Origin of the sequence: Bifidobacterium sp. ESL0763, from assembly GCF_029433395.1 — a bacterium.
GTDB lineage: Bacteria > Actinomycetota > Actinomycetes > Actinomycetales > Bifidobacteriaceae > Bifidobacterium.
In genome coordinates this window covers 133,922-148,157 of the sequence record NZ_JAQTHW010000001.1, presented here as the reverse complement: position 1 = coordinate 148,157, position 14,236 = coordinate 133,922, and the positions used below count along the sequence as shown (strand labels likewise).

The 14,236-nt window shown below is 64.9% G+C and carries 7 protein-coding genes and 1 pseudogene; 5 read left to right on the top strand and 3 right to left on the bottom strand.

Annotated features, from left to right (window positions below; genetic code table 11):
• Positions 1 to 64 precede the first annotated feature (64 nt).
• The 5 genes and pseudogenes from PT282_RS00475 (at position 65) to pknB (ending at position 9,048) form a co-directional block, all read left to right on the top strand.
• Positions 65 to 1,948 (top strand): PP2C family serine/threonine-protein phosphatase, encoded by a 1,884-nt coding sequence (locus PT282_RS00475; protein ID WP_374114122.1) that lies wholly within the window; start codon positions 65 to 67, stop codon positions 1,946 to 1,948.
• Positions 1,945 to 3,828 carry an FtsW/RodA/SpoVE family cell cycle protein gene (locus PT282_RS00470; RefSeq protein ID WP_277167632.1) on the top strand — a complete coding sequence of 628 codons (1,884 nt, stop codon included), beginning with the start codon at positions 1,945 to 1,947 and terminating at the stop codon, positions 3,826 to 3,828. Before PT282_RS00475 ends, PT282_RS00470 begins: the two co-directional genes overlap by 4 nt.
• Positions 3,825 to 5,291, top strand: coding sequence for a penicillin-binding protein 2 (locus PT282_RS00465; protein ID WP_277167631.1), 1,467 nt, complete (start codon positions 3,825 to 3,827; stop codon positions 5,289 to 5,291). The genes PT282_RS00470 and PT282_RS00465 overlap by 4 nt, the downstream gene beginning before the upstream one ends.
• Positions 5,288 to 6,190 (top strand): annotated as a pseudogene (locus tag PT282_RS00460) (serine/threonine-protein kinase); the annotation flags it as partial. The gene PT282_RS00465 and the pseudogene PT282_RS00460, both read left to right, overlap by 4 nt.
• An 839-nt stretch (positions 6,191 to 7,029) precedes the next feature.
• On the top strand, positions 7,030 to 9,048 hold the full coding sequence (gene pknB / locus PT282_RS00455) for a Stk1 family PASTA domain-containing Ser/Thr kinase (protein WP_277167629.1): 2,019 nt from the start codon (positions 7,030 to 7,032) through the stop codon (positions 9,046 to 9,048).
• Between the two features lie 348 nt (positions 9,049 to 9,396).
• Here pknB and PT282_RS00450 read toward each other — a convergent pair whose 3' ends face one another.
• The 3 genes from PT282_RS00450 to crgA all read right to left on the bottom strand — a co-directional run bounded on the left by PT282_RS00450 (position 9,397) and on the right by crgA (position 13,954).
• The gene (locus tag PT282_RS00450) at positions 9,397 to 10,518 is read right to left on the bottom strand and encodes a class C sortase (protein WP_277167628.1); all 1,122 of its coding nucleotides are present in this window, start codon (positions 10,516 to 10,518) and stop codon (positions 9,397 to 9,399) included.
• A 166-nt stretch (positions 10,519 to 10,684) separates the two neighbouring features.
• Entirely contained in the window at positions 10,685 to 12,370 is a 1,686-nt protein-coding gene (locus PT282_RS00445; protein WP_277167626.1) for a SpaA isopeptide-forming pilin-related protein, read from the bottom strand.
• Between the two features lie 1,110 nt (positions 12,371 to 13,480).
• Positions 13,481 to 13,954, bottom strand: coding sequence for a cell division protein CrgA (crgA, locus tag PT282_RS00440; protein ID WP_374114121.1), 474 nt, complete (start codon positions 13,952 to 13,954; stop codon positions 13,481 to 13,483).
• Between the last annotated feature and the right edge of the window lie 282 nt (positions 13,955 to 14,236).

Here is a 14,236-nt window from a genome sequence, read left to right as displayed (position 1 = left end):
GGCTCCCGACGCCGACAAAACTTCCGACGCACCCAGCGTCACCAAGACCGCCGAGCAGCCGGCTGTGGACTTCGACGGCCCGGCCCGGCCCGATGACCCAGCCGCCGGCGCCCCCTGCGAGGCGCAGCCGCTCTACCTTTACTCCACCACCGTCTCCGACGTGGGCACGGTGCGCAGCAACAACCAGGACTCATCCTTCGCCGGCGAGCGCCTCATCGCCATCTGCGACGGCATGGGCGGCCACGCGGGCGGCGACACGGCCTCCACCATCGCCATCCGCTCGCTTTCGCACATCGAGCAGAACGACCCGAGCGCCGACGTGGCCTCCGTCGCATCGATGATGGAGACCAGCGTCATGGCCGCGCACGACGCGATCGTGGGCAAGGCCAAGCGCGAGCGCAGCCTGGCAGGCATGGGCACCACGGTCACCGCGGTCTCGCTGGTCGCGGGCCACTGGGTCGTCACCCATATCGGCGATTCGCGCGCCTACCTGCTGCGCGACGGCAAACTGCGCCGTATGACCCAGGACCACAGCTACGTCCAGCACCTCATCGACACCGGCCGCATCACCGAGGCCGAGGCCCGCAACCATCCGCAGCGCAACGTGGTGATGCGCGTGCTCGGCGATTTCGACATCGACCCGCACCCCGATATCGCGGTGATCAAGGCCGAGCCCACCGACCGCTGGCTGCTCTGCTCCGATGGCCTGTGCGGCGTGCTCGAGGACACGACCATCGAGGACGTGCTCGCGACTGTCTCGGATTCCGAGGAATGCGCCCAGCGCCTGGTGGCCATGTCACTGAAGGCCGGCAGCACCGACAACGTCACGGCGGTGGTGGCCGACGCCATCCTGGCCCTGAGCGCCACCGGTTTCGACGTCCCCCACCAGACCCCGCTGATCGGCGGGGCGGCGAGCTCGAACCTCGAGGCCATCGCCGACATCGTCAAGGTCCCGGTCGCCTCGGCCCCGGCGCTGAGGCTCGGCAAGCAGTCCCCGGCCCTACGTGCGGCCGCGCTCTCGCATGGTCCCGCCGCCAGCTCTCCTGCCGCTTCGGGCGCCGACCCGGACGCGGATGCCGGCGACCTCGGCGACGATTCGGCCGGAACCGCCGATACCGAGGCCAACACCGCCGCACAAACCGACGCCGCATCCGTCTCGCCGTCGCAGCCCGGCATCTCGGAGGCGGCCGCCGAAGTCGCCGCAGCTCCCACCGAACCGGTCCACGTGGCCAAGCCGGCCGCCGTGCGCGACGAGAACGACACCAAGGCCAACATGGACACCGGCGAGATCCCGGTGGTCAAGAAGAAGGACGGCCGCCTTTCCGCCGATCCGAACGACCCCGAGGTCGCGCGCGTGATCCGCAAGAAGCGCCTGCGCGCCAAGCAGAAGTCCCGCAAGCGCCATTCCCATTGGCGCCTCGCCATCATCATCGCCGCCGTGGTCGTGGTCGTGGCGGTGCTCGGCGGCGGCGCCGGGGCCTACCGGTGGAGCCAGACCAAGTACTATCTCGGCAAGAGCCAGGGCAAGGTGGCGATCTACCAGGGCGTCAACACCAACTTCTTCGGCGCGCGGCTCTCCCACGAGATCGAGACGACGGACATCAGCAGCTCGCAGCTGCCCCAGTCCTGGGACGACGCGCTCGACCAGGGCATCACCGTCGATTCGCTCGACGACGCCCACAGCCATGTGCGCATGATCCGCAAGGAGGCCCGCAACCTCAAGACCTCCAAGGGCAAGAGCGCCCCGCTGCCCTGGACCGCCGACGCCCGCGCGAAAGACGATGGCAACAGCGACGCCAAGACCGCGCCCAAGGACCAGCCCGCGGGCCAGAGCAAGTCGAGCAAACCAGACAGCCAAAGCGACCAAGGCAAGGCCGGCGACTCCGGCACCTCCGCTGATTCCGGCAACGCGACCTTTGGCGCCGACCCGAAGGCGGCGAGCCAATGATCGCCAAGCACCTTCGCCAGCTCTCCCTGCTCCTGCTCGCCATCGTGTTGGCGGGCATCGCGTTCTTCCAGATGTTCGAGCGCGTCTACAGCACCGTGCCGCCGCGCTTCGTCGCCATCCTCACGGTGGTGGCCGCGCTGTTCATCGTGCTGTGGGGCTTGCTGCTCAAGTTCCAGCCCTACGCCAGCCAGGGCATCCTGCCGTGCGTGCTGCTGCTGACGGCCATCGGCACGATGATGATCGCGCGCATCGATTACGCCGACCACACCTCGGTGGCCTTCCGCCAGCTGGTGTGGGTGTGCATCGCGCTGCTGCTCACCTGCGCGCTCATCGTCGCCCTGCGCGACTACCGCGTGCTGCGCCGCTTCTCGTACGTGAGCATGGTGGTGGGCATCCTGCTGCTGCTCTCCCCCATGATCCCGGGCCTGGGCAAGGAGATCGGCGGGGCGCGCATCTGGATCGGCTTCGGCTCGCACACCCTGCAGCCCGGCGAGTTCGCCAAGCTCTTCCTCGCCTTCTTCTTCGCGGCCTACCTCTTCGACCACCGCGACCAGCTGGCGGTGGGCGGCAAGAAGGTCCTCGGCCTGCAGCTGCCCCGCATCAGGGACCTCGGCCCCATCATCATCGTCTGGTTCGCCTCGATCGGCGTGCTGGTGATCCAGCATGACCTCGGCACCTCGCTGATGTTCTTCGCGATGTTCGTCTCGATGCTCTACGTGGCCACCGGGCGCGGCAGCTGGCTGATCATCGGCGGCATCGCCTTCGCGCTGGCCGCGGTGGTGTCGGTGAAGGTCTTCGCCCACGTCGGCTACCGCGTCGACGGCTGGCTGCACCCCTTCGATCCGAGCGTCTACAACCGTTCCGCCGGCAGCTCCTACCAGCTGGTCACCGGTCTCTTCGGCCTCGCCGCGGGCGGCCTGCTGGGCACGGGCCTCGGCCAGGGCCATCCCGGGCTCACCCCGCTGGCCAACTCCGACTTCATCTACGCCTCGCTCGGCGAGGAACTGGGGCTCACCGGCCTGCTGGCCATCCTCGGGCTCTACCTGATCATCATCACCTCCGGCATCGTCACGGCCATGAAGATCAAGGACGGCTTCGGCAAGCTGCTCGCCTCGGGCCTGGCCTTCACCATGGCCTTCCAGGTGTTCACGGTGGTCGGCGGCATCACGCTGGTCATCCCCATGACCGGCCTGACCATGCCCTATATGGCCGCCGGCGGCTCGTCGCTGTTGGCGAACTATATCCTCGCCGCGCTGCTCATCGTCATCTCGAACTCGGCCAACAAGCCGGAGCCGGATGACGAGCTCTCCACCACGATGCAGTACCAGGCCATGGTCGCCATCAACAACCGCGAGGCCACCCGGCAGCGCGAGGAGGCCAACGCCGCACACCGCACGCCCCGGGCCCTGCGCACCTCGTCCAGCGATAACGGCAACGGCGAAGGCGACGAAGGCAATGAAAACAGTGCCAACGCAGGTCGGGCTGCGGACCCGCGCCAGGACCGCCGTCCCTCGCGCGGACGCCATAGCGCCACGAACGCCAAGTCGGGATGGCTGGCCGGCCTCACCCATCCGAGGCGCCCGGCCAGCCATGGCAACAATGCCAGCCAGGAACGTGACTCCAGCCACGCCAACAACACCACCGTTCCAGCCGCGGCCGAACCCGAGCAGGCCACCAGCGCGTTCCCGGCCATGGCCTCCCAGCCACCGGCTCCGGCGCCAACGTCGACCGTTCCGGCCGCGCCCCGCACCGCCTCGAACGCCGCCCAGCGCAATGCCTCCGGCAGCGCATCCGGCGCCCCGGCGGGCAACGTCTCCGCTACCCTTGGCATCGGCACCGGCAACAGCTCACGAAACACGGCACAGGGAGGCGCACGATGAACAAGTACCTTCGTCAGCTCTTCACGGCCGTGGTCGTCCTCTTCACCGTCCTGGGCCTTTCGAGCACCGCGATCACCGCGATCCGCGCCAACGCGCTCAACTCCGACCCGCGCAACCGCCGCAGCCTCTACCACGAGGTGGGCGCCCCGCGCGGCTCGATCCTCGCCGCCGACGGCACCGTGCTGGCCAAGTCCGAGCCGATCAACGACCCCTTCGAATACCAGCGTTCCTACGGCGACGGCAAGCTCTACGCGCCGGTGACCGGCTACTTCTCGGTGAGCCAGCGCGCCGACCGCGGCATCGAGGCCTCGCGCAACAAGCTGCTCACCGGCGAATCCAACCAGCTGGCGTGGCAGAAGTTCAAGTCGGTCTTCACCGGCAGCGAGAACAAGGGCGCCTCCATCGAGACCTCCATCGATCCGAAGCTGCAGGCCACCACCTACAACCAGCTCGCCGGGCGCGACGCGGCGGCCGTGGCCATCGAGCCCAAGACCGGCCGCATCCTCGCGATGGTCTCCACGCCGAGCTACGACCCCTCCTCCCTGGCCGGCCACGACAGCAAGCAGGTCAACCAGGAGTACGCGCAGCTCACCAGCGAGGACTCGAACCCCATGCTCAACCGCACCGTCTCGCAGCTCTACCCGCCCGGGTCCACCTTCAAGACGGTGGTGGCCGCGGCCGCGCTCGAATCCGGCAACTACCAGCCCGACACCCAGATCCCCGCCGGCGCCAGCTACACGCTGCCCAACACGGCCACGCAGCTGACCAATGTGGAGGGCCAGGCCAACGGCGTTGACGGCAAGATATCCTTCGAGGACGCATTGGCCTATTCGTCCAACACCGCCTTCGCGCAGCTGGGCGTCTCGCTGGGCAGCAAGGCCATCGAGGACCAGGCCAAGAAGTTCGGCTTCGACTCCCCGGTGAAGATCGACGGCTCGGAAAGCACCGGCAGCCCGATGCAGGCGATGTCGTCGAAGTTCCCCACCGACGCGGCTCCCGACAAGCTCGCGCTGGCCTCCATCGGCCAGGGCGACACCCAGGAGACCCCGCTGCAGAACGCGATGATCGCCGCCTCGATCGCCAACAACGGCGTGCTGATGAAGCCGACGCTGGTCGACCGCGTGCGTTCCAGCGACCTGTCGGTGATCTCGAAGACCATGCCCACCGTGATGAGCACGCCGATGAGCCGAGACACCGCCGGCAAGCTCAACGAGATGATGAGGGCCGTGGTCACCAAGGAGAACGCCAACCTGGCCATCAACGGCACGCAGGTGGCGGCCAAGACCGGCACCGCGCAGATCGGTGTGGGCAACTCGAGCATCGACGGCTGGGTGATCGGCTTCGCGCCCGCGGACAACCCGCAGATCGCCGTGGCGGTGGTGGTGCACAACACGGACGTGCTCGGCAGCTACGCGGCCGGCCCGATCATGAAAGCGATGATGGAGGAGGCACTGGGCAAATGAGGCTCGTCGAAGGTCAATTGATTCACAGCCGCTACCGGCTCGACCGCCGCCTCGCGCAAGGCGGGATGGGCGAGGTCTGGAAAGGCTACGACATCCAGCTCAACAAGGTCGTGGCCATCAAGGCGCTGCGAGGGGACGCCAAGGACGTGGAGGCGAAGCTGCGCCGGCTGCGTATGGAGGCGCACAATTCTGCCAATCTCGCCCATCCCAATATCGCCGCGCTCTTCGACTACTACGAGCATGACGGCATCGGCTTCCTCATCATGGAGTACGTGCCGAGCGACTCCCTGGCGGACCTCTACCGCCGCGAGGGCGCGATGGACCCGCTGGAGCTGCTGCCCATCCTGGTGCAGGTGGCGCGCGGGCTCTACGTGGCGCATTCGCACGGGGTCATCCACCGCGACGTGAAGCCGGCCAACATCATGGTCTCCGAGGACGACGAGGTGAAGATCACCGATTTCGGCGTCTCCTATTCCACCAACCAGGCCCAGATCACGCAGGACGGCATGGTGGTGGGCACCGCCCAATACATTTCGCCGGAGCAGGCGCAGGGCAAGCAGGCCACCCCGCAGTCCGACATCTACTCGCTGGGCGTGGTGGCCTACGAAGGGCTGTGCGGCCACCGTCCGTTCACCGGGGCCACGCCCGTCGATATCGCCGCCGCGCATGTCAACGAGGCCGTGCCGCCGCTGCCCGACACCGTCGACGTGCAGCTCAACGAGTTCGTGATGTCGATGCTCGCCAAGGACCCGCTCGACCGCCCGAAGGACGCGCTGGTGGTCTCCCGCACGCTTTCGCGCATCGAACGCCGGCTCATGGACCAGCAGGCCGCGCTCAACGACCCGATCATGATCAGGCGCGACGGGCGCATCGCACGCCGCGTGGTCAGCGCCCCCTACACGCTCGATGGCGTCGCTGGAAGCGGGACTTCTTCGGTGCTGCCGCCGTCGCTTCCCACCGATGGCGCTGACGGCGAGGGCTTCCTGGGTTCCGCGGACGATGTGGATGGCGTTGATGCGCCGGTTGCGGATAACGGGCAGACAGGTTACGGCCAGGACGATTACATCCATGCCGACGATATGGCCGACGATATGGCCGACGATATGGCCGGTGAGCAGCCCCGCAGCATCCAGAGCCACGCCGCCGGCGATGTCCAGCCTCCGGAAGCGGCCACGCCCGCGTCCGTCGAACCCGGATCCGATGCCGACGACGGCCCTACGAGCGACCTCGACGACGACACCGAAGTGCATGCGGACGGTCTGGGCATCAGTACGGATGGTGCGGACGACGCGTATGCGAACGGCACCGATACCAACGGTGCGGCCGCGAGCGCCAACTCCGCCACGCCACGGTCCTTCGAGCCCCACACTGTGGGCACGTCCGGCGAAACGATATCGAACGAGGATACACTCGGTCCAAGCATGACCGATACCAGTAACGATACCGACAGCGCAACCGACGCCAGCGCCGACTCCGGCGACTACTCGCCGGCCGCCAAGGCCGCGATGCACCAGCTTTCGGAGACGCTGCAGGCCATCAAGGACATCGACCTTCCGCCCACGCCGACACTCGGCGCCAGCACCACGGCCGGGCCACCCGGCGCAACCGGCGCGCAACCAGATAGGCGACCTGACGCACAATCTGGCCAACCCGCACAATCCGAGCAACAACCCGGCGAACCCGCCACAGGCGCGGCGCCGGAGGACAGCACTTCACCAGAGAACCAAGAGGAGGAGCAATGAGCACCAATATGCCAGCGGCACTCGCGGACGGCCGCTATCAGCTTGGCCGTCTGATCGGCAGGGGCGGCATGGCGGAGGTCCACGTCGCGCAGGACACACGCCTGGGACGCGTGGTCGCCGTCAAGATCATGCGCTCCGACCTGGCCAACGACGAGATCTTCCTGCGCCGCTTCCGCCGCGAGGCCCACTCCGTGGCGCAGATGAACAACGTCAACATCGTCAACATCTATGACTCCGGCGAGGAGACCATCACCAACGACGACGGCAGCAGCGAACGCGTGCCCTACCTGGTGATGGAGTACGTCAAGGGCCAGACCCTGCGCGACATCATCAAGGCCAACGGCCCGCTGAGCCAGCGCGACACCGAACAGGTGATGCTCGGCGTCCTCAACGCCCTGGACTATTCGCACCGCATGGGCATCATCCACCGCGACATCAAGCCCGGCAACATCATGATCAGCGAGCAGGGCATGGTCAAGGTGATGGACTTCGGCATCGCCCGCGCGCTCGACGACTCCGTGGCCACGATGACCCAGTCGCAGGGCGTGGTCGGCACCGCGCAGTATCTCTCCCCGGAGCAGGCGCGCGGCGAGACCGTCGACATGCGATCCGACCTCTACTCGGCCGGCTGCGTGCTCTACGAAATGCTCACCGGCCGCGCGCCCTTCACCGGCGATTCGGCCGTGGCGATCGCCTACCAGCACGTCTCCGAGGTGGCCACCCCGCCCAGCACCATCGTGCCCGGCCTGCCCAAGATGTGGGATCAGATCTGCGGCAAGTCGATGGCCAAGGACCGCCAGAACCGCTACGCGACGGCCGCGGAGTTCCGCAACGACATCCTCACCTACATGAACGGCGGCATCCCGGTGGCGGCGGCGTTCAACCCGCTCACCGACCTCGCCAACATGAAGGAGCGCAAGCAGGCCGAGCAGGAGGCCGCCACCGAGGCGATGAACCCCGTGGAGACCACCGCCACCCAGGCCTTCGACCCGCTCACCGGCGCCTATCAGCCGGCCGCGCAGGGCGCCGGCACCGCGCTCAAGACCCGCACCGAGCGTGCGGCCGAGGAGCGCGAGCGCAAGAAGAAGAAAATCATCATCGCCTCGGTCATCGGCGGCATCGTCGCCGTGCTCGCGATCGCGGGCATCGTCTTCGGCATCACCCACATGCGCAAGCCGCAGAGCGTCACGGTGCCGACCTTCACCTCCACCACCACGCAGGCACGCGCGCGCGAGCAGCTGAGCAGCGTGGGGCTGAAGATGAAGGTGGAGCAGGACACCGATTCCAGCAAGCCGAAGGGCACCTTCACCCGCCAGACCCCGAAGGGCGGCGCCAAGGCCGTCAAGGGGTCGACCGTGATCGTCTGGTTCTCGGCCGGGCCCGAGAGCCGGCAGGTGCCGAACGTGAAGGGCAAGACGCAGGCGCAGGCCAAGGACATCCTCAAATCGGCCGGGTTCAAGGTCTCGCCGGCCACCCAGACCGAGGACAGCCCGGATGTGGTCAAGGACCACGTCACGCGCACCGATCCGGCCGCCGGGCAGCCGGCCGACAAGGGCACCACGCTGATGCTCTACGTCTCCTCGGGCATGACCAAGGTGCCCGACGTCACCGGCCAGCAGAAGGACGCCGCAGTCAAGACGCTCAGTTCCGCGGGCCTCTCCGTGGTGGTGGAGTCCGAGTACGCCAACGCCCCGAAGGACACGGCCACGCGCACCGACCCGGGCGCCGGCTCCTCGGTGGCCCAGCGTTCCTCGGTCACCGTCTACATCTCCCGTGGCAAGGAGCAGGTGCAGGTGCCCAACATCACCACCGACGGCACGATGTCGCTGGGCGAGGCGCGGGCGCTGCTGCAGGCCGCCGGCTTCCAGGTCAGCGTCAACGGCCCGAACGCCAACAACGCGAAGGTGACGTCGATGAGCCCGGGCCCCGGCCAGCAGGTCGACAAGGGCAGCACGATCACCCTGGCCACGCAGGCTCCGAGCTCAAGTGAGGGCGGTAGTACCGGCGGGCAGTAACGCCAGCCAGTTCCGTCCTTAAGACCGAGGGGCAGTGACGCGAGCATCGCCATCAATGGCACGATGTGAGCGTCACTGCCCTTCGTCGTTTCCGCGTACCTGCTCGTCCACCACCATCGGTCACTTGCCCAGTGGAGATCGCTCGTAGCACGGAGTCATTCGACTTCAAGTACCTGTTCGTCTCCGCACATCATCAAAGCCACATACCAGTCCTATGGTGGCCATAACCACCAATCAGACCGCCAGAGAAAAACCGTCAACATATTCCTGGCGACGCTACAAGGCCGGGATTACTCAACTTCGTAGCAATCCCGGCCTCATCATCAATCACGTCGTCCGCGTCGGCAATCAGTAGCTGCGCGGCTTGTGGCCCGTGCGCTTCGGCCTGGCCGGCGGCCGCGTACGCCCCAGCGGCAGCAGTCCGATCGGCGGCAACCCGCGATTGTCGGTCTTGCGCGGGAAGAGCTTGCTCGCCGAGACCGGCGTGCCATCATAGTGCCAAGGCTGCGGCACGAGCACGCGGTAGTTGCGCGAGAGCACGCCAACCAGCCCGAGCATGAGCACCACCGCCATGGTGATGACTCCCAGCAGCGCGGCGTCCTTCTCGTTGTCCATCTCGGGCACCTGCTGTGGGATCTTGCCCCGCTCGCCGGTGATGACAAGCCGCTGCGTGTTGACACCGTAGGGTGTGCAGGTCATCAGGGTGACCAGGTCACGCCCGGGCACCACCTTATAGAGATGCGTGTCGGAGGGATTGATCACGTTGATGGCCTTCACCTTGTAGCCCATGGTGCGCCCGAGGGTCTGGATGTAGAAGTAGTCACCGATCTTCAGCTCGTCGAGCCGGGTGAACATCATCGCGTTGGGCAGGCCACGATGGCCGGTGATGACGGCGTTGGTTGATTTGCCGCCCACCGGCAGGCTCGTGCCGTAGAGGTGGCCGGCGCCCACGGCGAGCGTGTCCTTGGCGGTGCCGTGGTAGATGGGCAGGCGAATAGAGACCTTGGGCACGCGGATGGTGCCGAGCACGCCGTCGGTGTTGCCGAGCAGGGCTTGGTATTCGGCGTCCTTGCGCGAGCCGGAGTCCTTGTCGCCGCCCGGCGAATACGGGTCGTTCACCTCACCGAGCGAATACTGCCCCGAGGCCGCGATCTTTCGGTTGTAGGCCTGGGCGTCGTGGTATTTCTGCACCGTCTGCCCCTGCGGCCACCGGTTCATCTCCTCGGAGGCCTCGATGGAGGCGCGTGCCTCGCGCTGGGCGTTGATGGCCCAGGTGATAGGGGCGAAGAGGATCAGCGCGACGGTGAGCAACACGAAGAAATCGTGGATCGCCTCGATGAGCACACGGGTCCGGTATTGCTTCCTGCTCACGGTCGAGCGGGCGGCCTCGCCGAAGGGCAGGTCCTTCAGGAAATCGTTGCCGGCATGCATGCGGGCCTCTCGGGTCTCGCCTGGCTTTCCACGCTTCATTCATCCAACCTATCATCCATCGGCGTCGCCCGGGCCGCGCGATGCGTTCGTTTGCCGCATACGAAGGCGGCCAAACCCGAATCGTATCCGAATTTGACCGCCTTCATTTCGATGTTGCTGCCCGGCCCGTCACGGGGACGCGCCGGAGCGTTGTGCTACATCAGGCCTAGCGGGCCATCGCGTTGCGACGACGCAGCACCGCAGTGCCGGCGGCGACGCTACCGGAGATCACGATGAGGGCCGCCAGCAGGATGACGCCCGCGCCACCGGTCAGAGGCAGCTGCGCGACGGAGGTCACGGACTGCACGGTGATGTCGGCTTCGGTCGACGTGGTGTCCTGGGTCGTCTCAGTTTTTATGCCAGTCGGAGAGGCAGAAAAGCCGACGAGGCCCCACACGTCGGGAGTCAGGGTGAACTTCGTCTGGCCGGCGGTGGTGCTGTTCTCGATTTTCACGGTGAAGGTCGGCCGCACGACCTGCGGAATCGCGGTGCCGCCCTTCTTGCCAGAAGTCAGCTGCGTGAACTTGTAGGTGCCGGTCTTGAAGCCGTACATGGTGAGCGTGCCATCGGTATCCGCTGTAAGCGTTTCGGTGCCGTCGGGATCGACATCGTAGTCATTGGACTGCGAGTGGTTGGAGAACTTCGTATCCTCGACGCTGAAGGTCGCGCCGGCCAGAGCGGATCCGTCGGCCTTGAGCTCGTTCTTCAGCTTGATGGTGTAGGAAGCCAGCGAGATGCTGACGGGATCGGTCGTGCCATGAGATCCATCGGTACCGCCGTCGCTCGTGGGCTGGTTGCCGGAATCGTTGGAATAGTCAATCACCGCGGAGTTGTTCTGCGAACCAGACTTGGTCAGCTTCATGGTGTAGTCGATCTTGATCTCGGCGTTGTAATCCTTGTCGCGAATAGTGAGGAACTTGAAGGTGAGCTTGTCACCGGTCGTGTCAATGCTGTAGTCCGTGCCTACGTTCTGTTCCACACCACCGATAGTCACCACGGGCGCCGGGCTCGCCTGATACTCGAAGCCACTCGACGGGGTATCCACGACGTTGAACGTGAAATGATCGAAATTGGTAGTCATCGGCACATGGGTCGTGATCTCGAAACCGAAGTTCGAACCGATGGCGGCGTTCTTCCAGTCCGCATCGCTGGTGACCTCGGTGGTGTTGAGTGTCTTGACTTCCTTGGTTAGCGTCGGCGAGACGGCCTTCATGGCGATCTGGCCGACCTTCGCGGTGCTGGCGTTGAAATCCGTCAGCTTGTTCGGGCCGACGGTGGTGCCGACCAGCATCGGGATCGAATTCGTATCCTTGGCGTTGGCGGCCAGAGCGGTGGTGTCCTTGATCACGTAGACACCCTCGGCCAGATTGGTGAGCTTGTTGCTGGCATCCAGTGCGGTTCCAGCGCCAAAGGTCAGGTTCGGCGTCAGCTTCTCGACGAAGGTGCGCAGGGTGCCAGCGTACGGCGCGCCGCTGCTGTTCATCCAGTTGTTCGCCACCCAGTTCATGGGGTTGCTGGCGTCGTAGTCGCCGGTGGGCGCGGTGCCGCCGTTGGCGGCGGTGACCGCGGCGGCCACGGTGGAAGCGTCGACAGTGGTCAACGAAATGCCCGTAATCTTGCCGTTCGCGGTGTCATCGGTCGCGGTCGCCATGTCGTAGCTGGCGATCTTGACCGCGGCGAAGGTGTGGTCCGCAGGCGCGCCCGTAATTTCGATTTCGCCGTCGCTGACGGTGGTGGTCACGTTCGCGTCATCCGCGTTCGCGGTGCCCGCGCCGGCCACGCCGAGCGCAAGCATCATCGATGCGGAGAGGATGATGCCCGCGACGTCGCGCAGCCCTTTTCCGATCTTCATAGTTATCTCCCTTTGTTGCTGGTCGTCGACCAACGTTTTACTACGTGACATCCATAGTAGTAAGAATGTCGTACTTTTTGACACGAAACTCCGAAATTCATTTCATTATGCACAACATTTTAGAAAATTCACCTAATTTATTGCATAAAATGCCATATATAAGCTCCCATATCGTATACTTTCCATCCTTCACTCATTACGATGGAGTGCCATACATGCGGTACGACCGCCGCCCGGAGACCATCCGGCGATCCCGGCCGATCGCCGAAACCCCTCAACCCATATGGCACAGCCCCTTCCATCCGCTTTCCCACTCTCGGCGCCACACGTGAAGGAGTTGTGACCAGGTGGAGGAAATTACACGCATGTAGTTTTCCACAACTGTGGAAAAGTTTGTGGATAACTTGGGTATAACCCGTGGTTTCGTTGGGGAAAACTCTGCAACTTATCCACACCATTATTCAGAAACCCTTATTTTTCAACGGTTTGCCACTGTGGATAATGTGGATACCCAGTTATTCACTCCGAACAAGGAATTATCCACGTCATAGTGAATAACTCCGTACTTATGCACAACTATCCACCATATATCCCGGAAGCCTGTGGATAACTCGGTAAACGTTCAACGTCGGCAGGCCGTCAAACTCTTACATGCACGCATGCGAGCCCCGCCGGCTCCGTCACCTTCATCGGCGTCGCGCCATCGGCCAACACTGCCGATATCGTGTGCCCCGCCGCCCATCGCATCACCGACAAGCGGATCGGGGAACTCAACGAACAGGCCTGGGAACATTCGCCCGAAGGCGCGGCGCGGCCCCTGGGCTCACCCGAGACATATGGCATCGGCATCGACTGAAACGAATTCCACACCCCGACCTGATACCCCAACCAGACCGACTAGAAACCAAGGCCGACAGACACACAATCTGGCCTATATCACTGGAAAACGAAAGGGGACGAACTCACAGGCGCCGAAACGCAAAACGCGTGCCCGGCGAATCAATCGCCAGACACACGCCACAAAAGATTCGGCCTCAACGCCCATCACGAACCGTACCGCTCACCGAGCGGGACGGAACAGATGCCGGGCACCTCAGCCTTCGGCAGGCCCTACCGCCACCACATGGTCATGAAGAAGCCGACCATCACGATGCAGAAGGCGATCAGCAGGTTCCACGCGCCGATGCCGGGGATCGGGTACTTGGCGGTGAGGTAGTAGACCACGGCCCACGCCAGCCCGAGGATCATGAAGAAGCAGAAAAGCGGCACGAACCAGCCGGGGTTGGCCTTGGTCTTCTTGATCGTCTCTTCGACGCGCTTGGTGGTCTCCACCTGTCGCTGGGCCACGCGGCGCATCTGCGGGGTCATGTCCTTCTTGTCGGTGTTGCTGACGTCGAGTAGCGCCTCGATCTTATCCATGGGCAGATCCAGGTCGTCGTCATCATCATCGTCGTCATCGTCATCATCAGCGTCGTCGTCGCTGTCGTCCGAATCCTCGTCGTCGTCATCGTCGGAGTCTTCGTCCGCGTCATCATCCTCGGAGTCTTCCTCGTCAGACTCATCCTCATCAACGTCCTCGTCGATGGCGACCTCGGCGACCTTCTCGGCTTCCTCGGCCTCGGCGTCGCCCTCGTCCGCCTTCTTGTCCTCGACCTGCGCGTCAGGCTGGGCGTCCTTCTCCACTGCCTGCGCGGATTCGGAAGATTCGGTCGCGTCCGCGGCAGCGGCGGTGTCCTTGTCCAGCTCTTCGTCAGCCATAAGCGTAGTCTCCATTCAATATTCAATAGGCTAATAGATATAGTAGTGGATGCACTCGAAACCAAAGAACATCCATCCGAATAAGGATGGACCGATCAGAGATATCAT